Annotated in this window: 22 protein-coding genes; 3 read left to right on the top strand and 19 right to left on the bottom strand. The window is 70.0% G+C overall.

Annotated elements, in window-relative coordinates:
• The 18 genes from ACFWBT_RS30230 to fabG all read right to left on the bottom strand — a co-directional run.
• A partial coding sequence (locus ACFWBT_RS30230) for a biotin carboxylase N-terminal domain-containing protein (RefSeq protein ID WP_308427085.1) occupies positions 1-91 on the bottom strand: 91 nt, incomplete at its 3' end.
• Between the two features lie 135 nt (positions 92-226).
• The gene (locus ACFWBT_RS30235) at positions 227-457 is read right to left on the bottom strand and encodes an acyl-CoA carboxylase epsilon subunit (RefSeq protein WP_385706029.1); all 231 of its coding nucleotides are present in this window, start codon (positions 455-457) and stop codon (positions 227-229) included.
• 23 nt (positions 458-480) lie between these two features.
• The gene (locus ACFWBT_RS30240) at positions 481-2,049 is read right to left on the bottom strand and encodes an acyl-CoA carboxylase subunit beta (protein ID WP_385706031.1); all 1,569 of its coding nucleotides are present in this window, start codon (positions 2,047-2,049) and stop codon (positions 481-483) included.
• 3 nt (positions 2,050-2,052) lie between these two features.
• A complete protein-coding gene (gene fabD / locus ACFWBT_RS30245; protein ID WP_385706033.1) occupies positions 2,053-3,036 on the bottom strand; it encodes an ACP S-malonyltransferase in 984 nt (327 codons plus the stop codon).
• A gap of 17 nt (positions 3,037-3,053) precedes the next feature.
• Complete coding sequence (locus ACFWBT_RS30250) at positions 3,054-4,637, bottom strand: MFS transporter (protein WP_385706035.1); 1,584 nt, start codon at positions 4,635-4,637, stop codon at positions 3,054-3,056.
• A gap of 121 nt (positions 4,638-4,758) precedes the next feature.
• Complete coding sequence (locus tag ACFWBT_RS30255; protein ID WP_385706037.1) at positions 4,759-5,487, bottom strand: 2-hydroxychromene-2-carboxylate isomerase; 729 nt, start codon at positions 5,485-5,487, stop codon at positions 4,759-4,761.
• Complete coding sequence (locus ACFWBT_RS30260; RefSeq protein WP_385706039.1) at positions 5,484-6,449, bottom strand: thioesterase family protein; 966 nt, start codon at positions 6,447-6,449, stop codon at positions 5,484-5,486. The genes ACFWBT_RS30255 and ACFWBT_RS30260 overlap by 4 nt, the downstream gene beginning before the upstream one ends.
• Positions 6,446-7,399, bottom strand: coding sequence for an alpha/beta fold hydrolase (locus ACFWBT_RS30265; RefSeq protein WP_385706041.1), 954 nt, complete (start codon positions 7,397-7,399; stop codon positions 6,446-6,448). The genes ACFWBT_RS30260 and ACFWBT_RS30265 overlap by 4 nt, the downstream gene beginning before the upstream one ends.
• 1 nt (position 7,400) lies before the next feature.
• Positions 7,401-8,387 (bottom strand): beta-ketoacyl synthase N-terminal-like domain-containing protein, encoded by a 987-nt coding sequence (locus ACFWBT_RS30270; protein WP_385706042.1) that lies wholly within the window; start codon positions 8,385-8,387, stop codon positions 7,401-7,403.
• A complete protein-coding gene (locus ACFWBT_RS30275; protein WP_385706044.1) occupies positions 8,384-9,520 on the bottom strand; it encodes a beta-ketoacyl-[acyl-carrier-protein] synthase family protein in 1,137 nt (378 codons plus the stop codon). Before ACFWBT_RS30275 ends, ACFWBT_RS30270 begins: the two co-directional genes overlap by 4 nt.
• Positions 9,495-10,640, bottom strand: coding sequence for a beta-ketoacyl synthase N-terminal-like domain-containing protein (locus ACFWBT_RS30280; protein WP_385706045.1), 1,146 nt, complete (start codon positions 10,638-10,640; stop codon positions 9,495-9,497). The genes ACFWBT_RS30275 and ACFWBT_RS30280 overlap by 26 nt, the downstream gene beginning before the upstream one ends.
• On the bottom strand, positions 10,637-11,845 hold the full coding sequence (locus ACFWBT_RS30285) for a beta-ketoacyl-[acyl-carrier-protein] synthase family protein (protein ID WP_385706047.1): 1,209 nt from the start codon (positions 11,843-11,845) through the stop codon (positions 10,637-10,639). Before ACFWBT_RS30285 ends, ACFWBT_RS30280 begins: the two co-directional genes overlap by 4 nt.
• Position 11,846: 1 nt before the next feature.
• Positions 11,847-12,104, bottom strand: coding sequence for an acyl carrier protein (locus ACFWBT_RS30290; RefSeq protein ID WP_385706049.1), 258 nt, complete (start codon positions 12,102-12,104; stop codon positions 11,847-11,849).
• A gap of 89 nt (positions 12,105-12,193) precedes the next feature.
• Positions 12,194-13,276 carry a beta-ketoacyl synthase N-terminal-like domain-containing protein gene (locus tag ACFWBT_RS30295; protein ID WP_385706051.1) on the bottom strand — a complete coding sequence of 361 codons (1,083 nt, stop codon included), beginning with the start codon at positions 13,274-13,276 and terminating at the stop codon, positions 12,194-12,196.
• Positions 13,273-14,445, bottom strand: a complete 1,173-nt coding sequence (locus ACFWBT_RS30300; RefSeq protein WP_385706053.1) for a beta-ketoacyl synthase N-terminal-like domain-containing protein — start codon at positions 14,443-14,445, stop codon at positions 13,273-13,275. The genes ACFWBT_RS30295 and ACFWBT_RS30300 overlap by 4 nt, the downstream gene beginning before the upstream one ends.
• Positions 14,442-14,927 (bottom strand): 3-hydroxyacyl-ACP dehydratase FabZ family protein, encoded by a 486-nt coding sequence (locus ACFWBT_RS30305; RefSeq protein WP_385706054.1) that lies wholly within the window; start codon positions 14,925-14,927, stop codon positions 14,442-14,444. Before ACFWBT_RS30305 ends, ACFWBT_RS30300 begins: the two co-directional genes overlap by 4 nt.
• Positions 14,920-15,336: a 3-hydroxyacyl-ACP dehydratase FabZ family protein gene (locus ACFWBT_RS30310; RefSeq protein ID WP_385706055.1), complete on the bottom strand. Its 417-nt coding sequence runs from the start codon at positions 15,334-15,336 to the stop codon at positions 14,920-14,922. The genes ACFWBT_RS30305 and ACFWBT_RS30310 overlap by 8 nt, the downstream gene beginning before the upstream one ends.
• A gap of 36 nt (positions 15,337-15,372) precedes the next feature.
• Positions 15,373-16,113, bottom strand: coding sequence for a 3-oxoacyl-[acyl-carrier-protein] reductase (gene fabG / locus ACFWBT_RS30315; protein ID WP_385706057.1), 741 nt, complete (start codon positions 16,111-16,113; stop codon positions 15,373-15,375).
• A 583-nt stretch (positions 16,114-16,696) separates the two neighbouring features.
• Here fabG and ACFWBT_RS30320 point away from each other — a divergent pair.
• Together ACFWBT_RS30320 and ACFWBT_RS30325 are read left to right on the top strand one after the other, a co-directional pair.
• On the top strand, positions 16,697-17,407 hold the full coding sequence (locus ACFWBT_RS30320) for a TetR/AcrR family transcriptional regulator (protein WP_385706059.1): 711 nt from the start codon (positions 16,697-16,699) through the stop codon (positions 17,405-17,407).
• Positions 17,404-18,207, top strand: coding sequence for a 4'-phosphopantetheinyl transferase family protein (locus ACFWBT_RS30325; protein WP_385706061.1), 804 nt, complete (start codon positions 17,404-17,406; stop codon positions 18,205-18,207). The genes ACFWBT_RS30320 and ACFWBT_RS30325 overlap by 4 nt, the downstream gene beginning before the upstream one ends.
• Before the next feature lie 1,115 nt (positions 18,208-19,322).
• Here the strand turns inward: ACFWBT_RS30325 and ACFWBT_RS30330 are convergent.
• Complete coding sequence (locus ACFWBT_RS30330; protein WP_008734837.1) at positions 19,323-19,526, bottom strand: cold-shock protein; 204 nt, start codon at positions 19,524-19,526, stop codon at positions 19,323-19,325.
• A gap of 344 nt (positions 19,527-19,870) precedes the next feature.
• On the opposite strand from ACFWBT_RS30330, the gene ACFWBT_RS30335 reads away from it, so the two are divergent.
• Positions 19,871-20,227: a hypothetical protein gene (locus ACFWBT_RS30335; protein WP_385706062.1), complete on the top strand. Its 357-nt coding sequence runs from the start codon at positions 19,871-19,873 to the stop codon at positions 20,225-20,227.
• Positions 20,228-20,272 lie beyond the last annotated feature (45 nt).

Raw genomic sequence — 20,272 nt, forward strand, 5'->3', positions numbered from 1 at the left:
ACACGGCAACGCTCGCGATCCCGGCATCCCGGCACGCCCGGGCCACGCGGACAGCGATTTCGCCACGGTTGGCGATGAGCACCTTGCGCACGATGACTCCAGAGAAGGGGACGACTCATACTAGTAACGGATCTTCCAGGCTAAAGACTCGGCCTCGCCTGCTGGCGGCAGGTACTCCCCCGCACCGAACTCGCCTGGTGACGACCGGCGTTCGCACAGGCCCGGCTCATTTGGCCAGGGCGGGCGCTCCCAGGTGCCAGCTGAGGGGCGACCGGTAGCTGACGGGGCGCCACCGGGCCGGGGACCCCGCCGCGCCATCGGTGAGGGACATGTCCTGGACCGCTTCGGCGCGGGCGAGCAGTACCGCAGTGAGCGCGGCCAGTTCCTCGTCGGCGGGTTCGCCCTTGACGATGCGGACGAGTGGATCGTCATCGCCGTTCACGGGAGCGGCTGCCATGGTCATCGTGTCCTTTCCGGCCGTCACTGCGGCGGGTTTCCGTGCTTGCGGGCCGGGAGTTCGGCGTGTTTGGTCCGGAGCATGTGCAGCGCGCGGCCGAGGATGCCGCGGGTCTCGGCGGGGTCGATGACGTCGTCGACCAGGCCGCGTTCGGCCGCGTAGTAGGGGTGCATCAGCTCGGCCTTGTACTCCTTGACCATGCTCGCGCGCATCGCGTCCGGGTCGTCGGCCTCGGCGATCCGCTTGCGGAAGATCACGTTGGCCGCGCCCTCCGCGCCCATCACCGCGATCTCGTTGGTGGGCCAGGCGAAGGACAGGTCGGCCCCCACCGAGCGGGAGTCCATGACGATGTACGCGCCGCCGTAGGCCTTGCGCAGGATCAACTGGATCCTCGGCACGGTGGCGTTGCAGTACGCGTACAGGAGCTTCGCGCCGTGCCGGATGATTCCGCCGTGTTCCTGGTCCACGCCGGGCAGGAAGCCGGGTACGTCGAGCAGGGTGATCAGCGGGATGTTGAAGGCGTCGCACAGCTGCACGAAACGCGCGGCCTTTTCCGAGGCGTGAATGTCCAGCACTCCGGCCATGGACATCGGCTGGTTCGCCACGATGCCGACCACCTGGCCGTCCAGGCGCGACAGCGCGCAGATCACGTTGGTCGCCCAGCGCTCGTGGACCTCGATGAACTGGCCGTCGTCGACGATCTCCTCGATCACCCCCCGCATGTCGTACGGCCGGTTGCCGTCGGCCGGGACCAGGTCCAGCAGCGCCTCGCAGCGCCGGTCGGCGGGGTCGTCGGTGGCTTCGGCGGGCGGGGCCTCGCGATTGTTGCCCGGCAACAGCGACAGGAGGTAGCGCACCTCCTCCAGGCAGGTCTCCTCGTCGTCGTAGGCGAAGTGGCACACCCCGGAGGTCTCCGCGTGGACGTCGGCGCCGCCCAGGCCGTTCTGGGTGATCTCCTCGCCCGTCACCGCCTTGACCACGTCCGGGCCGGTGATGAACATCTGCGAGGTCTCGCGGACCATGAAGACGAAGTCCGTGAGCGCGGGGCTGTAGGCGGCGCCGCCCGCGCACGGGCCGAGCATCACCGAGATCTGCGGGATGACGCCGGAGGCCCTGGTGTTGCGCTGGAAGATGCCGCCGTAGCCGGCCAGCGCGGAGACGCCCTCCTGGATCCGGGCGCCCGCGCCGTCGTTCAGGGACACCAGGGGCGCGCCGGCCGCGACGGCCATGTCCATGATCTTGTGGATCTTCGTGGCGTGGGCCTCGCCCAGCGCGCCGCCGAAGATGCGGAAGTCATGGGCGTACACGAAGACCGTGCGGCCCTCGACCAGGCCCCAGCCGGTGATGACACCGTCGGAGTGCGGCCGCTTGGCCTCCAGGCCGAAGCCGGTCGCCCGGTGCCGGCGCAGCTGCTCGACCTCGGTGAACGAACCCTTGTCCAGAAGGAGTTGGATGCGCTCGCGGGCGGTCAGCTTGCCCTTGGCGCGCTGCCGCTCGGTTCCCGCCGCGTCGCCGGCCTCCACCGACACGCGGAGCGCGACGAGTTCGGCGGTCCGGTCGTGTGCCGACGTGGTCTCCCGGATGACGTCCATGGTTCACACCTCCGCTCGGAGCGCGGAGCCTGCCGTGGCCGGGGCCGTGACGAAGTCCGCGATCGTGGCTGCCAGTCGGCGCTCGTCATGGGTCGACCGGACCTGCACGTCGGGTGCGATCCGCCGGCTGAGCCCGCCCAGTACCCTGCCGGGGCCGACCTCGACGAGCCGGCCCATGCCCCGCTGCCGCATCCGCTGGACGGTCTCGGTCCAGCGGACCCTTCCGGTGAGCTGGCGGGCCAGGCAGGATTTCGCCTCCGCCGCGCTCGCCACGAGGTCCGCGGTCACGCTGGAGATGACGGGCAGCCGCGGTTCGCTGAAGGTGACCCGGTCGAGTTCCGCGGCGAACTCCGCCTCGATACCGGCCATGAGGCCGCAGTGGAAGGGCGCTCCGACGTCGAGGGAGAGCACCTTGAGCGCTCCGCTCGCCTGTGCTGCGGTCCGTACCCGTTCGACCGCGTCGGCCTCTCCGGAGACGACCGCCTGGCCGGGCTCGTTGTCGTTGGCGACCTCGACGGTCCGGCCGGTCTCGGCCCGGACCTGCGCGCAGATCCTCTCCACGTCGGCGATCCGAAGACCGATCACCGCGGCCATGCTTCCGGGGACGGACTCGTTGACCGCCGCCATGAGTTCGCCCCGGCGGCGTACCAGACGCAGTGCGTCGGTCCAGTCGAGCACGCCGGCGCAGACCAGGGCGGCGTACTCGCCCAGGCTGTGCCCTGCGACGAGGTCGGGGGCGATGCCCCGCGCCTGCAGTACGTCCCAGGTCGCCACGCTGGTCAGAAAGACCGCGGGCTGGGTGATCGCCGTGTCGCGCAGGGCCTCGGCCGGGCCCTGCCAGCAGAGGGCGGACAGCGGGATGCCGAGGAGGTCGTCGGCCGGCCGGTAGCGGCTGTCGACGAGGTCGGGGCGCGGCGCCAGAAGCTGCGATCCCATTCCCACGTGCTGGGATCCCTGGCCGGGGAAGACGAATGCGGTCTTGTTCATGACGGGAGCACCCCTTCTCAGCCGACCGGCCGATTCGCCCGGCCGGAGTCCGCCGCCGGCGCGCCCGTGACGTCGTGGGGGGCGGGCGAAGGCACGGTCGCGGGCTGGAGATTGCGTACGAAGACGAGCACGAACACGGCCCCGGCGAGCGTGACGGCGGCGGCGTACCAGGCGCCGTGCTGCATGCCGTGGGCGACAGCCGTCCGTCGGAGTGTGTCCGCGGCCTGGGGCGTGAAGGTGCCCTTCCGCGCCAGGTGCGCGGCCTCCTTGTGGGCGGAGGTGGCCTGAGCGGTCATCAGCGCGCCCATGAGGGCGATTCCCACGGCGTTGCCGACCTGGCGGAACATCGTGCCGGCGCTCGCGGCGACGCCGACCTGGTCCTGCGGGGCGGCGACGACGGTCAGTTCCGAGGAGATCGGCATGACGATGCCGAGGGTCAGACCGGTGAGGAGCATGCCGGGCAGCAGTCGTACCCACGAGCCGCTGTCGCCGTTCGGGTCGATCAGGGTGAACAGTGCCAGGCCCACGGCCATGGCGGCGAAGGCTGCCGCCAGGGTGGTGCGCACTCCGAGTCGCGCCACGAGGCGGCCGCCCAGCGGGGCGCCCACGATCAGCATCAGGGTGAGCGGCAGCAGGCGGACGCCGGTCTGCATGGCGCTGAGACCGAGGCCGTTCTGGAGATAGATGGAGAGGTAGAAGAGGGCGGCGAACATGCCCGCCCCGAGGAGGAATCCGGTCAGGACGCTGCCGCCGAAGGACGGCCGCCCGAACCAGCTCAGATTCATGATGGGCGCCGACGAGCGGGCCTCCACGGCGAGGAACACACCGATCAGGGCCGCGGCCGCGGCGAACAGGCCGAGGTCCTTGCCCGAGGTCCACCCCCACTCGCTGCCGTTGATCAGGGCGAGGTTGAGGCACAGCAGCGCCGCGCTGACCGTGACCAGGCCGGGCAGGTCCAGCGAGGTGCGCGGCCCTCGCGCCGACCGGTCGTGCGCCGGCATTGCGGCCATCGCCGCGGCGAGGACCAGCGCGCCGATCGGCAGGTTCACCAGGAAGATCCACTCCCAGCCGGCCTTCTCGACGAGGAAGCCGCCGATCAGAGGGCCGAGCGCGGTGGCGAGGCCGCCGATGGCGCCCCACAGCATGAGGCCGAGCGCGCGCTTCTTGCCTTCGAAGGAGGAGTAGATGATGGCGAGGCTCAGCGGCAGGATCGCGGCGCCGCCGATGCCCTGGACGACGCGCGCCGCGTGCAGCACCACGATGTGGGACCAGCCGAAGAGCGAGAACTCGCCCGCGCTGCCGCACGCCAGGGATCCGATGAGGAAGACCGACACGCCTGCCGTGTAGACCTTGCGCTGGCCGTAGAGGTCGCCGAGCCGTCCGGCCGTGACGATGAAGACGGCCAGCGCCAGCATGTAGGCGTTGGCGACCCACTCGAGATCGCTGAACGAGGCGTGCAGGTCGGTGCTGATCGTGGGGAGGGCCACGGTGACGACGGTGACGTCGAGCAGAGCGATGAACAGGCCCAGCAGGGCCGCCAGCATGATCAGTCCCGGTTTCCCGGTGCGACCGGAGGCGTGGGACGCGTGGGTCGATGGCATGGTGTGAGAACTCCCTTGGCCCAGGCCCACGTCGGAGTCCGGGACGGCTGGCTGGTATCTGCGAAGAACTGCCGTGCCGCCGGTGGTGGCTGCGGCGGCACGGCATGCGGTGCGGCTGGGATCAACCGCAGCCGCCCGCGGAGTCGTGGTCGAGGGCACCCACCAGGTCGGCCAGTTGGCCGGGTATCCCGGCTGCCGGGTCCGCGGAGGTGTCCGGCCGGTTCGGGCCGGGCAGCTCCCGCAGGCCGGTCAGGAAGTCGTCGAGCCGGTCCAGGCCCCAGAAGCGGTGGCGTCCCAGTTTGAAGTACGGGATCCCGAAGATGTCTTCGTGGTAGGCCCGTTCCAGCGCGCCGATACCCTCCGCACGGATCTCGGGGTCGTCGACGGCCGCCAGGACGGGCTTCGGGTCGACGCCCGCCTCCTCGGCGGCCCGGCGCAGTACCTCGGGGTCGCAGATGTTCTCGCCACGCTCCCAGCGGGCCGCGGTGAGCGCCTTGTACAGCTCGCGCTCCCGCCCCAGGCGCCGCGCGGCGAGCCAGCCGAGGTGCGGGACCTCCCACCACGGGTCGACGTCGATGGGCCAGGCCATGCGGTAGCCGAAGCGCTGGGACAGCCGCTTGGTGTCCTGGAGGATGTACAGGTGCTTGGCCTTGCTCATCTGCGTGTAGTGGAACTCGGCGCCGCGTTCCTTGAGGGCCTGCCGGGTCTGCTCGTCCGGGTCCCAGTACGGGATGTACTCGATGAGTTCGGGTGCCTGCGGGAACCGCTCCTCCAACTGGCGCAGCGCCATCCAGCTGAAGGGGCTGCGCAGGTTGAAGTACAGCTTGGGCTGGGCGGGTTTGCGGCTCACGCGGCGTCCCCCAGCAGTGCGGTCCTGGTGGCGGCGTCGAACTCGGCGAGCGCGCCGGCCTTCTCGCCGCGGCTGACGGCGTACCCGTGCAGGATGGTGCCCGTGGCGGTCGGGATCAGCCGCCCGTCACGCAGGACGTAGCAGTCCATGCGGGCGGTGTACATGACGTCCTTGACGATCTCCTCGACGGTGAAGACGGTGTGCAGCGTCTCCTCCATGTGGGCGTCGGCGAGCAGTTGCACCCGGGCGCGGGAGACGACCGGGATCCAGCCCCGCTCGTCGAGCATGCGGCCGACCGCGAGTCCCCGGCTGTCGAGGAACCGGTCGACGACCTCCTCCATGGCGCGGATGTAGCCGGAGTGCTGAAGCCGGTCGGAGAAGTGGCAGTAGAAGTACGGAATCCGCCACGACCACAGGTAGCCGTTGGAGCCCTCGGGCACCAGGGCGGCTTGGACGTCGCTTCCCGTCGGCACATCGATCGCCTCGGGCAGTACCAGCCCGGCCGTGGCCGGGGACAGTTCGGCGACCTCGGCGACGGTGAGCGCCTCCAGCTCGGCCGGCAGGGGTTCGCTCTGCGGCGCGTCCTTCTCGCGTACGAGCGCGACGCGGACCTTGCCGCTGAGGATGGGCACGGTCTTCCCGTCCCGCTCGACGGTGAGCTTGACGGTGAACGGCAGGCCCCGCCCCGGGGCCGGAGCGCCGGGGACGGCGGTGGCACGCACCTCGTCGTCGATGGTGAGGGTGGCCGGCAGCCGGATGGAGGAGTCCACGAACTCGAGACCGACGCCGTGTGCGTGGTAGAGCGCGGAGGGCCCGATGCCGCGGTCGCGGAACCACTGGAGGACGGCTTCCTCCACAAGGTATTCGAAGTGCTTGAAGCCGATCCAGGTCCGGATGTTGGCGCCCTCGTAGCGCGGGCGCCCCTGGTAGGTGGCGGGGGTGCCGTCAAGCGTGATGCTCATGCGGTGTGTCCGTTCTGGTAGGGGGTGGTTGTCAGGGGCTCTGCGGTGTCGGCGAGCTGGTGGGTGGGCTCCGTCTGCTCGTGGCGCAGTTCACGTGTCGTGGTGTCGCGCGGGCGGGCGTCGGCGCCCGCGCCCGCGAGATGCACGCGCAGGAACGCCGTGATCCGCTCGTACGCGTCGTGGGCGTGGTCGACATGGAAGAAGTGGCCGAAGTCCGGGCGGAGCTGGACGTCGGCCATGGGCATCGCCTCGGCCAGTGCCTCGGCCCGGTCGCCGGCCAGGCCCTGGTCGTGCTCGCCGGCCAGTACCAGGGCCGGGATGGGCACTTGGGAGAGGTTCAGTTCGGTGGTGGCGACGAACTGGTCGTACAGGGCGAGGAAGCCCATGGGGCCGATGCGCTCGATCAGCTTGTCCGCCATGGAGGCGAGCAGTTCGGGTTCCAGGGAGGCGGCCCGCGTCCCCAGTCGTGTCCGCATGCCTTCGGTCATCACGCTGCGGAATCCGGCGAAGGACTGGTGGTACAGGCTCCAGTCGCACACCAGTGTCGAGGGCCGGTAGAACGGAGCGGCCAGTACGGCGGTGCGGGCCGCGGGCCCGGCGGGGCCGCACTGGGCGAGGTACTGGAGCACAGCGTTGGCACCGAAGGAATGACCGAGCAGTACGTCGACCGGTTCCGGTATCGCCTGGAGCCCCTGGTGGAGCCAGTGGGCGGGGCTTCCGTACTGCCGCCACCGGTAGTCGTTGCCCGCGCGCCAGGGCAGATCGAGGGCGTAGACCTGATGCTCGGCGCCGAGGAGGCCGGTCAGCTTCTCCCAGCTCTGCCAGGAGTCCTCCATCCCGTGCACGGCGACCACGACCGGGCGCCGCATCGGTGCCCGCCACGCGGTGACGGTGTCGACGGTCGAGGGAACCTGCCCCGCCCGGTCCCACTTCGGTTGCTGGCCGCCCATGTCACATGGTCCCGGTGGCCACGGAGCCGGTGGGGCGCAGCAGTTCCGCCCGTGCCCAGCCGTCCTCGGTGTCCCCCGACACCAGCGCCGCGCGCGCCGCGCCGGGTCCTTGGTAGGCGCCCAGCCAGGCCGTGGCGACGGCGGCCTGGAGAACGCCGAGCGCCCCGTAGGTCTCGCCGACGGCCGCCGACAGGTCGAGCGCCTCCGGCACGGTGGTGGGGGTGCCGGCCGCCGGCCCGGGGCTGATCAGGCGCAGCTGCGGCGCGGTGCCTTCGTCCTTGACCGCGGCCGACAGCTCGCCGTGGTGCGACACCGGCCCGAGAAGGACCTGTCCGGTCTGCGCGGGGTCTGCCGCTTCGAGGACGACACAGGACGCCGCGGCGCGGGGTTGCGGGTGCTGTCCGTTCGAGGTGTGCCGCAGCAGCGCGAGTCGGCGCACCGTGTCGTCGACCGGTTCCACACCCACGACCACGGCCCGCTCGGCCCTGCCCGAACGGATCAGCAGCGCGCCGAGCCGAAGGGCCTGGAGTCCCGAGACCGCGCCGGAGCAGAGCATCAGGTTGGGGCCCGACAGGCCGTAGCGGATCGCTATCGTGCTGGCGATCACGTTGCTCGACGCGTTGGGTGCCTGAAGCGGGCTGACGTCCTTGCGTGATCCGGCCCGTACGGTGGCGACAACCTCACTGACCGTGTGCACGTTGCCGTAGTTCGAGCTGACGACGACCGCGGTCTGCGGCCCTGCTTCGACCGGCGCCGTGGGGCGGCCGGGCGGCAGCCCGAGTGCCCGGTGTACGGCGCACAGGGCCAGCCGGGTGGCGGGCTCCTTGTACAGCAGCCCTTTGCGGCCCAGTAGTTGGTGGGCTTCCTCGGGCGGCAGGGCGGGTTCGGTGCCGGCGGCGCCGAGGAAGGCGTCCGCGGCGACATCGGGCACGTGGACGGTGGCGGCCCGTACCGCGACGCGGCGGCCGGACTGGTGCGAGGGGGTCACGATGCGCTCCCGAGGATGCAGACCGCGTTGACGCCGCCGAATCCGAACGCGTTCACCTGGGCGACGCGTACGGGAACGGCAGCCGGGGCACCGGTGACCAGCCGCAGCCGCTGTGCTTCGGCCAGTGGCCGGCGCAGCCCGGTGATGGCGGGCACCGGCCGGCCGGCCAGGGCCTCCAGGGCGACCGCCAGGCTCATCAGGGCGGCGGAGCCCGAGGTGTGACCGGTCGATCCCTTGATGCCGGTCACCATCGGCCCCGGGGCAGCCGTGGCGAACACTTCGCTCAACACCCCTGCCTCGGTCGGGTCGTTGAGCGCGGTGCCTGTTCCGTGGGCGACCACCAGATCGATGTCGCCGGGGGTGACGTCGGCGCGCTCGTGGGCGTCGCGCATGGCGCGTGCGATGCCCTCCGGCTGCGGCGCCGTCTCGTGGTAGGCGTCGCAGGACAGGCCCACTCCAAGGACCTTGCCCAGCACCGGACCGCGGCCGGTCCGGGGCCTGTCGCCGCGCTCCAGGACCACGGCCGCGGCGCCTTCGCCGAGCAGGACTCCCATCCGGTCGGCGTCGAAGGGGCGCAGCTGGTCGGTCGGTTCGTCGGAGACCCGCCCGATCATCGCGAGCATGCTCTCGCTCATCGCGTCGCAGCCCGCGGCGACCACGGCATCCGCCTCGTCCAGGTCCAGCATGTCGCAGGCGAGCGCCAGGGCGTGCCCGGAGGCCGAGCAGGCGTTGCAGACCGTGATGACCTCCGTGGCGTCCGGCAGGACCTGCCGGACGGCCTCGGTGAAGTGCAACTGGGCGGTACGCAGGGCGATTTCGGGTTCGTCGAGGCGTTCCACCGCCCTCAGTTCGCGAAGCCCGGTGCCGACGACGACGGCCACCCGGGCGCGCATCACGTCGATGCCGGACTGTGCCACCGCGGACGCGACGCAGTCGCTGAGCCATTCACTCGCCCGCAGCAATGCCTCGGGGGTGGTGTCGTCGACGTGATACCCGCGGTTCACGCCCAGCCGCCCGGTGTCGGGGAACCGCAGTTCCCCGACACCGGAGCGTCCTTCGGCGAGGGCCTCGAACGTCGCCTCGGACTCGCCGAAGCAACTGCGGATCTCAACTCCCGTTATCAGTTTCGTCACGGTGCCACCCCCTGATGACGGCGGCGCCGAATGCTCCTTCGCTGGTGGCGGAGGTGATCAGGGCCGGGCGCCCGTCCAGCGCCTGGTCACCGCGGTGGTGGGCGAGCACCGCGGCGATCTGGAGCACACCGGCCGCGGCGTGGCACTCGCCGGCCAGTTCCTTGATGCGGAGCCTCGTCGGCCGTGCCGTGCCGAGGACGCCGTCGAGCGCGGCTTCCTCGGCCTCGCCGGGGCCGGCCGAGCCGGGGGCGACCGCCCACAGTTCGTCGGCGGTGACCCCCGCGGTGCGCAGGGCGCGGGCGATGCACTGCGTGTACCCGGCGGTCACGGCCTCGGCGCCCTGTTCGGGGTCGACCGTGGCCAGTTCGACCGCCAGGATCTCGGCGTCGGGCCTGCGCCGGGTGCCTGCCGTCGTCTCACCGCTCTCGACGACGAAGACCACAGCTCCCTCCCCCGCCGTGGCGGAGTCGAGCGCCAGATGGGTGGCCCAGGCGGTGTGCGGGCTGAACTCCTCGACGGCGCCGACGAGCAGTGCCTCGGCGTCGCCCCAGCGCAGGGTGCGGCTGGCGTAGCGCAGTGCGGTGAGCCCGGCGAGCTGGCCGCCTGCGATCGTGGCGTTCACGCCCTTGAGCCGGTGCCAGATGGCTGCCTGTCCGGCGGCGCAGTTCATCACCGTGTTGGGGAAGAGGACCGGGTTGACCAGGTAGGGGCGCTTCTGGGTGAGGGTCTCGCGGCTGTAGTCGCTGGTCGATTTGATGCTTCCGGTGGTCGTGCCCAGGACGAGCCCGACCTGGTCGCGGTTGTCGTCGGTGACGACCAGCCCGGTGTCCTTCAGGGCGTGGTCACTGGCGATGAGCGCCAGCGAGGTGCTGCGGTCGAAGAAGCTGGTGCCCTTGCGGCCCAGGTAGTTCCGGACCTGGAACTCCGGCAGCGCGTACGCCTTGTCGCCGGGAAGTTCCTCGTCGAACATTCCCGATACGTCGACGAGTCCGCTGCGGCCCTGGACGACCGCCTCGCTGAACTCCCGCGCTCCGTCGCCCAGCGGGGACACGACTCCCCAGCCGGTGATGTAGAGCGGGGTGGGCGGAGATTCGGAGACGGATGTCTGATCGGTGGTCATGCGACCTCCCCGAGGATCGTGATGGCGTTGTTTCCCCCGAAGGCGAAGCCGTTGTTCTGTACGACACGGAGCCGTGCGGGACGGGCGACGTTGGGGACCGGATCGATGCCCGGCATCTGCGGGTCGGGCGTGGTGAAGTTGATGGTCGGCGGGATGAACTGGCGGGCGATGCCCAGGGCCGAGGCGATCGCCCCGAACCCGCTGGCGGCGCCCATGGTGTGTCCGAGCATCGACTTGATGGAGCTGATGGGCGGTGGCGTCTCGCCGAAGACGTCCATCACGGCCCGGGTCTCCATGGCGTCGTTGGCCGGGGTCCCGGTCCCGTGGGCGCAGATGTAGTCGACCTGGGAGGCGTCGATCCCCGCCTTGCGGTGGGCGCGCCGCATGCACTCGGCGATGCTGACGGCGTCGGGCGCGACCATGTGGTTGGCGTCGCAGTTGAGCCCGTAGCCGAGGACCTCCGCGTAGATACGGGCCCCACGGCGTTCGGCGCTCTCCAGGCTCTCCAGGAACAGCGCCGCGCCGCCTTCGCCGGTGAGGATGCCGGAACGGTCGCGGTCGAAGGGCGTACAGATGTGCTCGGTCAGGGCGCCGAGCCGGTAGAACCCGGCGTGTGCCCAGCGGCAGACGGAGTCCGCTCCGCCGGCGAGCATGTAGTCGGCCTCGTGCGTGGCGATGGCCGCGTAGGCGTATCCGAGGGCGTAGTTGCTCGCGGAACACGCGGTGGAGAGCGTGATGGCATCCCCGGTGAGGCCCAGCTCCCGGTTGACGGCTGTCGCCAACCGGGAGGCGGGCGTCTGGCGTACCAGGGCGGGATCCAGATCCTTCAGACCACCGTCGATCCACTGCGCGGTGAGCTGTTCGATCACCTGGGACTCGCCGCTGGTGGTCCCGATGCTGGACCCTGCCCTGGAACGGGCGAGCTCCGCCGGGTCGATCCCCGAGTCCTGGGCGGCGAGCCTCGCGGCCGCCGCGGCGAACAGGCTGGTACGTCCCCACTGCTCCGGGTCAAGGACCTGAAGGATGTCCTTGGGCTCGAAGGCGGGCACCTCACCGGCCATGCGGTGCGGGAATCCGCCGGCGTCGAAGCTCGCGATCGGTGAGATCCCGCTGCTGCCCTGCTGGAGGGCGTCGGCGAAGTTCTCGGCACCGATCCCGATGCTCGACACCGGTCCCAGTCCGGTGATAACGACTCGGCGGCGCATGTCAGACCGTCCAGCCGGCGTACTGCGCCACCACGTCGTAGACGGCACGCAGGTTGACCATCTTGGGAAGGTCGGACTGCGGGATCTCCACGTTGTACTTCTTCTCGATGCGCGCGAGTATCTCGATCGCGCGCAGCGAGTCAGCCTCGTGGTCGTCGGCGAACGAGCTGGTCTCGGTGATCTCCTCGGGCTCGATCTCCAGCACCTCGGCGGCGATCTCACGGATCTCGTCCAGGTGGTTCTGCTGGATGGAAGTCATGTCAACTCCGGTTCTCTGCGCAGGCTTTGCCGTGCGCCATAGGATTTTCAATTGGTTTTCAATCAACCGGTCAGATGGCGACCGGTGGTCTATGGGGTGGTGTGCAGTGCCAGCACCACGAGATGGCCGTGCGGTCCGACGGTGGCCTGGAGCAGCGCGCCGGGGGCGTCCGTGTCCGTGAGCAGCCGGGCCAGGCGCAGCGGTGCGGAGGCCGAGCTCTGCGCGGCGGCCCGGCCGCCGTGCTCGCCGCCGACGACCGCACAGGCGGCCTGGGCGGCGGCCCAGCGCAGGACACTGGCGGCGGTCGCCTCGGCACGGGCGGAGGCGGGCGGGCGGCAGATGTCGATGGCGCGGGGGCCGGACGGCAGTGCGGAGGCGAGCCGGTCCAGCAGCGGGTGCACCAGCGCGTCGGAGCGGTCCGGCTCGCTCAGGAGAGTTTTGGGCACGAAGAGCTGGGCTCCGGCCGCCACGGTGGCGTACGGTCTGGCCGCACGCTCCCGGGCGTCGCTCGCCCGCTCGATCCGTACGACACAGGCGGCGCCTTCGTCGAGGACCGGCGCGAGGTCCGTGGTCGCCGCTCGTGGCGGGCGGCCCTCCGTCGCCCCGGCCAGGGCGGCGCTCGCCCGTCCCTCGTCGATCGCCTGGCACGCGGTCCACAGTGCCGCGCTGCCTGCGGTGAACAGATCGATGAGGGTGATGTTGAAGGCCCGGTAGCCGCGGTCGATGGAGACCTGGCTGGCGGCGACGTTGATCGAGAAGTTCGGCGCCTCCAGGGGGCTGATGCCGCGCACCCCTTCGGACAGCGTGGCACGGTCGAACCGGTCCACCGTCTCGTCGGCCGCGAAGTTGGTTCCCATGACGACCCCGGTGAGCTCCTGTCCCGGCCGGACTCCGGCGTCCTCGTCGGCGAGGCGTGCGGCGACCAGTGCGTAGTGCGCCGCCGGGGGCAGGAACCGCCAGCCCTTGCGGCCCAGCCAGCGAGCCGGGTCGAAGTCCTCCAACGGCCGCGGCCATAAACCCTGTCCGTCGTCCAGGGCGGCATCGGGACCGGTGCCGGCACGGGCACCGATGCGGGGTGCTTCGGCGAGTTCACCGCGGCCGACCGCGAAGGTGGCGACCGGGCCGAGTCCGGTGATCACCAGCTCTGTCCCGAGGACGTACGGCTCACTCATGACGACACCGGTCCGATGATCAGGGAGATGTTGTTCCCGCCGAAGGCGTAGGCGTTCAGCAGCACGGGGCCCGGCCGCATCGGCCGTGCCTCGGTGCCGGCGGCCAGCGTGCAGTCGGCGTCCGCGCGGGTGAGGTTGGCCACCGGAGGTACTTGCCGGTGGCTGACCATGAGCGCTGCCGTGGCACAGGAGAACGCTCCGGCGGCGCCTCCGCTGTGCCCGATGACCGACTTGGGGGCGGTGACGGGCACGGTCGCGGCCCGGGGGCCGAGAAGTTCGCGCACCACCAGGCTCTCCGTACGGTCGTTGAGCGGTGTTCCCGTTCCGTGGCAGACCACGGCCTCGATCTCCTCGGGCCGGAAGCCGGCACGGTCGAGGGCGTCATGAGCGGCGCGCAGGGCCTGAACACCGCCGGCCTCGGGGGCCGTCAGATGACTGCCGTCACAACTCCAGCCGCCGGCACCGACGGTGGCGAGCGGGGCCGCTCCCCTGGCCGCCGCCCGCTCCTTGGTCTCGACCACCACGAACGCGGCGCCCTCGCCGTAGACGGTCCCCGCGCGGTCGGCGTCGAAAGGACGGCAGTGCACCGGGTCGACCGCTCCCAGCCGCATGAACGAAGCCAGCGCCGGACGGGAGACGGTCTCGACGCCCCCGGCCAGGGCCACGTCCACCCGTCCGCCGGCGACGGCGTGCACAGCGAGCGCCACCGCGTAGGCCCCCGCGGCGCACGCGGTGGACACGGTCTGCACGGGCCCGGTGAAGCCGAACTCGTCGGCGAGCCCCGCCGCGCTCCGGTAGGGCCACCAGGCCCCGGCCTCGTCGGTACGGCGTCCGTCGCGCAGTGCCTCCGCCGGCTCGCTGTCGCCGGTCCCGGTGCCCAGGAACAGGCCTGCCACCATCCCGTCGTCCATCGCCCCTGGACGGATGCCCGCGTCAACGAGTGCCTGGGCGGCCGCTGTTCGGGCCAGTCGCAGATAGCGCGAACCGTCCGCCGGGGCCGACCCAGGCTCCGGCTCCGGAATGCGGTAGGCGCTGGCGCCGGTCGGCATCCCCGGCCGGTCGGTGACCGGGACGGGCTCGGAATCGGCCGACAGCAGGCCCGCCCAGTACGCCGCCGGGTCGTCGCCGACCGGGGAGACCAGCCCGATGCCGGTGAGGACGGCGGTCATGCCGGGCGCCGCGACTGGGGCAGTTCGTTCTCGTCGCGGGCCACGGCGAGGACCGATCCCATGGTGGCGATCCGGCGGTCGCCCACCCAGGTCTCCCCGGTCATGAAGGCGTTGTTGCCGACCAGGTGGTCCATGCGTACCTCGTGCCGCAGCACGTCGCCGGGGTAGACCTGGCCGGTGAACGTGCAGTTCCGGGCCTGCGCGAAGATCAGGGTTCCCTCGACGGCGGTCCCCTTGGCCTGCGCTGTGCACAGCCACAGCAGTGCACCGGACTGGCCGAAGGACTCGATCAGCAGGGAGGTGGGGTAGGCGTAGTCGGCTGCGGGCAGCGGATCCGCGAGGCCGGTGTAGCACGGCTCGCTGGCGCTGATGGTCTTGGTGGCGACGATGCGCACGCCGGCTTCGAACTCCAGCACACGGTCGACCAGCAGAATCGGCGGCCGGTGCGGCAGAATCCTCATGATGTCGGGCAGCTCAAGCATTTCGGTCCTCCAGCCGGAACGTCAACGTCATCGCCGCGCACCGCGCACCGTCTTCACGCCACGCCTCCGCCTTGACCAGTAAGTGGTCCGAACCCTGTTCGCCCGGGGTTATCCGCGCATTGAGTTCCAGGGTGTTTCCCGGTACCAGCGGGGCGGTGAAACGGACACGGGAAACCTCGACGAGTTCGGCTCCGTACGCCGCCCCGCGGTGCCGTGCGACATGCGCGCGGACGGCCTGCCCGACGGACTCCATGATGAAGATGCCGGGGTAGATGGTGAAGTGCGGGTAGTGGCCGGCGAGGTAAGGGTCATCGGCCCTGATGGCCTTACTGGCAGATACCTCGGACTCCGACTCGGTGTTCACCGTGTCCACTGCGGTGAGCGGCGCGCAGAACTGTCGCAGCATCATGCTTTCCTTTCGTTTCCGGCCGATGTCGCGGACCTCTCAGAGGGTGATTCCGCCGTCCACCTGGATGACCTGCCCGGTGATGTACGACGACTTCTCCGAGACCAGGAAGGAGACGAGGTCGGAGACCTGCTCCACCGTGCCCAGCTGTCGCATGGGAATCATGCCGAGGGCCTTCTTGCGCACCGGTTCGGAGAGCCGGTCCGTCATGTCCGTCTCGATGAAGCCGGGGGCGACGGCATTGACCCTGATCCCGTACGGACCGAGCTCCCTGGACAGGGACTTGGTCAGCATGTTGATTCCGGCCTTCGATGCCGAGTAGTTCGTCTGCGTGGCATTGCCGTAGACGCCCGCGACCGACGAGACGTTGACGATCGTGCCGGCTTTCCGCTTCATGAAGCCGAACGCGGCGCAGTGACTGAAGTTGAAGGTTCCGTTGAGGTTGGTGTCGATGACGTCGTTCCAGTCCTCGACGGGCATGATCACCAGGGGGTTGTCACGCACGATCCCGGCACTGTTGACCAGCACGTCCAGGGGGCCGAGGGCCCGTTCGGCATCCTTGATGAACGCTTCGACCGCCTGGTGGTCGGCCACGTCGCAGGTGGCCTGGTAACAGCGCGCCCCCGTCTTTTCTATCTCCTCGCGGGCCGACTCCGCGTTTTCGCCCCCGGAGCGGGAACAGAAAGCGATGTCGTACCCGTCCTCCGCGAGCCTGAGGGCAATTCCTCGCCCGATGCCACGCGATCCTCCGCTGACCAGAGCCATCTTGTTTTTGCGCACAGCAAAGCCACCTTTCAGCCGCCCCTGTTTTTGACACAAGAGTTGGCCTAATCGCCAGGAATGAAGGGTGTGGCCGATCGCGCAGCGCACCGTCGTCGTCGACTGCGCAGGGCGCTTCAACCCACAGAGAAAATACCTGCCGCTACGTACAGGTCAGGCAGTGCAAGGAATCCAGGACCCTCGAGTCTCTGGCATAGAAATCCCCCGATTTCTAAATTGATCGTCGAACTGTCTTTACATCAATCAATCACGACACTAGCCCACCCGGGGCGCCATCACAACGAACCTCAGTCGGAGGTCAATGTTGCACAAGTCACATAGCGGGGGTTCGCTTAGCCCCACACTCACACTCGGTCAAAATTCAACGAATATGCTTCGCGCTTCTTTGCGCGGTTGCCTATTCAACATAATCGGAAGCCTTCCCGATTACGCGAGGGCGACGTGTGACGCAGCGTCAGATGATCGTCATGACAGTCCGCTGGTCGACGAACCGTCAGCAGGGCGCGCCACCCCGAATCCCCCAGCCTCACCACCGCGCGCCCAGTGGATACATTCATAACGCCGTTATGGCATCATGTCAAACATGCCTACGAAGAGAACGGCGGGGCGGACCGCCGCCTCAAACCGCGTACGGGAAGCCCTGATTGACGCAGCGGCCAAGATCCTGGCCGAGCAGGGATCCAGCTCCCTGACGGTCCGTCGGATGGCCGAAGCAGCCGGCACCTCGACCATGGCGGTCTATACACACTTCGGCAGCATGGACGTCGTCGTCCAGGAGGTCCTGCGGACCTCGACCCTGAACCTCTACAAGGTTCTGCAACGGGCCCCGCGCACCGACGACCCGGTGGCTGACGTGTCCACGCTCGGCCGCATCTACCGGGGACTGGCACTGCGCCGTCCGTACATCTTCGTGGCGGCCGCCAACAGAGGCCTGCTCACCGCTCCGGACGAGACAGCCGCCACGGAGGCCAACAATCCCCAGCCGCGCGGCCTCACTTGGACCACTCTGGTCGACGGTGTGAGGCGTTGCATCGAGAGCGGCCGGTTCCGGGACCAGGACTCCGAGCTGTGCGCCTACGTCAACTGGAGCACGGTGCACGGCTTCGTCTCCCTCGAACTCTCCTCCCAGACCCTGGACACGAAGGATCCGGATCTTCCGTTCGAGACCGCGCTGCTGAGCCTCGCCATCGGCGCGGGCGACACCCCCGAGCGCGCGGCATCGTCCGTCGCCGCGTCAAAGGAGGATTTCGCGTCCTGGGATCTCTCGCCGGCGGACGACAGCACGGCCACATGACCGGGCCCGCACCCTCCCGTCCGCCGGAACCGGCCACCCAGCTCTGGTGGTGGGTGATTCCCGATGCTCCGGACCCGGCGGACCTGAACCTGCTCACACCTGTGGAGCAGCAGCGCCTCAGGAAGTACTCCGCTCCCCGCCCCGCCGCCCAGTTCGCGACCAGCCGCGCGGCGGTCCGACGGATCCTCGCCGCGCGGCTGGGCGTGCCGCCCGAGTCGGTCACCATCGGGCAGGCGCCCTGCCCGGACTGCGCCGGGCAGCACGGACCGCCGAGGATCCTGCAGCCCCGAACGCCCCTGCACATCAGCGTCTCCCATACGCGCGGCCTCGGCTGCCTCGGCGTGTCCATGGACGGCGGCGTCGGCGTGGACGTCGAGCTCCTGCGTCCCGTCGATCCCGCGGTTCCCGCAACGGCCTTCTCCCAGGCGGAACTTGACTACGTGAACGCCCTGGCGCCGGGGATCGACCGGCAGACCGCGGTACAGAGGTGCTGGACACGCAAAGAGGCACTCCTCAAGGCGGTCGGCATCGGAATCTCCCGCGACCTCAGACGCATCGAGACGAAGCCCGGGTCGGACACCGCGGTGGTGCCGGGCCCCGGCACCACGGCCCGGGCCCCGCGCAGCTGGCTGCTCAGCAGCCTCCACCTCGGCCCCGCCCACCTGGCCGCCGTCGCCCGCCGGCCGGGCTCGGGCCCCCTGACGATCCACCGTTACACCGCCGAACCCGGACCCGGACCCGGTCGGGGGCCCGACACCGACGAGGGAGATCCACACCTCACCAGAGCCGGCGCGATCTGAACAGCGTGGCTATCGCCTCCAACGAATCGTTCTCCAAAGCGCAGGCTGCTGGCCGTCGACCTCGTCGCCCGCGCAGGCCGACCCCCCGAAGCCGCAGAGACACACAAGGGGGCGCCCTCCAGGAAGCGAACCACCGCCGGCAGGCGCCGTGACAGAGGCAGAGCGGAGAGGCAGAACGCGCCCAGCCGCCCGCTCTCCACGCCGCCTCCGCAGCTTCCCGCTCCAGGCACTCCCGCTGGGCGCGACGAGGGTCAGGGGCCGGGAACCCTGGGCCCTCGCCCTGCGGGCTCGGGAGTACCCGGGGCGCGAGTGCATCTATCCCAGACCACCCGGCGACCGGACAGCCGACCGGTTTTCATCCGCGCCCAAAGGGGCGCGCATCTCCCCGAGGGAGGACTGTGGCCGAGGTCCTCGCAGCGCACCAGAAGCGGTGTCCAAGGAAGCGCAAGGATCGTTGTGAAGAACGTGACGGATGATCATTGGGTGGACTCGAGCCACGACACACAGGCCGGCAGCGGCAACCGCAGAGCCGATGCCCGTCTTCTTCCGGAGCAAACGCGCCGCAGGCCTTCTCAGCGCCCCGCACACGCCCGTGGCCAGGCCCCCGGAGAAACCCCGGACCAGGGCACACCCCTGTACACCCAGCTCGCCGAGGAATGGGCCGCTCGCGGCGCCACCGTCCCCTGCCGCCCCGACCCGCTGTGGCAGCTTCTGGCCTCTCCCGAACACTTCAGGCACGAGACAGACAGCACCGTGCGCTGGCTCCACCTCGCGGGGGACACCCAGCCTACTGACCGCGCAGCCCAGCCGGCCCGCCCGGAGGCACCCCGCCGGGCGGATCGATGAGCTCCTGCCAGAACGTTCATGAGCAGAAGTCCTCACCCCCGCTAATGCTGCCGAGGCGGGCACGCTGCCCTGCGCCAGCCCCATGGACGCTGTGCGCCGGTCTCGACACGGTTCAGGGCCGCGCATCTGCTGCGCGGCCCTGATTCGTGCATCTCAGATCCCGCCAACTGCCGGACAGGCCCAGGCGTCCGTTGTCCGGACCGGGCGTACGGGCTACCTGGGGCAGCCGTGCGCGCCTGGCGCGGTGCCCGCAGGCGGGGTGGGGAAGGTCAGGCCGGGTTGATGTTCTCGGCCTGCGGGCCCTTCTGGCCCTGGGTGACGTCGAACGTCACGATCTGGCCCTCCTGAAGCTCACGAAAGCCCGAGGAGTTGATCGCGGAGTAGTGCGCGAAAACATCCGGGCCGCCCCCGTCCTGGGCGATGAAACCGAAGCCCTTCTCCGCGTTGAACCACTTCACAGTTCCCGTAGCCATGTCTCATGCCTTCCAGTCGATGAACGCCTCCCACTCCATGCGGAAGGCGGAGGTGATCGCCCTGGTCCCTGCGGCACAGCACAGCAAAACGCCCACGCCGAAGGCGTGGGCAAAGGGAACTTCCGAACCACGACAGCTGACACAGACGCTACACGCCCACACACCCCGTCACCACAGGAAACGATCACTCCAAACGCCGGGACGGGATGGCGGTGCCCGTCGATGCCCGCGGGGCACGCTCATCTCAGGCCGTGGCGGTCGGGTTTGCTGTTTCGGGCGGCGCGGCGGTGTTCTGAGGTCACCACCCGCCAAGGACCGGGCAGCCAGTCAATACAATCTGCCCCATGTCCAAGCCTGACGAGCTGCTCGTTTCCGTCGCCGCCCTGGTGGAGTCCGGGCAGAGCAACCAGATGTCCCTGACCGTGGTCACCGGTGGTGCTGTCATCACCGGCCGACTGGCTCCCGAAGCAGTGTGGAGGCAAAGGGTGTCGGACGTGCTGACAGATTCCGCCCGCCTGGGCGAATTCTCAGCCGTCTTCGACACCCCCACGAAGGACGGGCCGCCCACCCATCTGCACTTCCATGTCGCCCGGATTCTGCAGGGCAGCGTCGGGATCCCCGAGACGGGCGGAATGTACCGCGTGGCCATCGCCGACGTCAGCGCCTGGACCGTGGGCGACTTCAGCTACTCCGACCACTGAGCAACCACCACGGCAAGAACCATCTGGATAGCAGTGGGCCTGACC

Origin of the sequence: Streptomyces sp. NPDC060027, from assembly GCF_042737005.1 — a bacterium.
Taxonomy (GTDB): Bacteria; Actinomycetota; Actinomycetes; order Streptomycetales; family Streptomycetaceae; genus Streptomyces.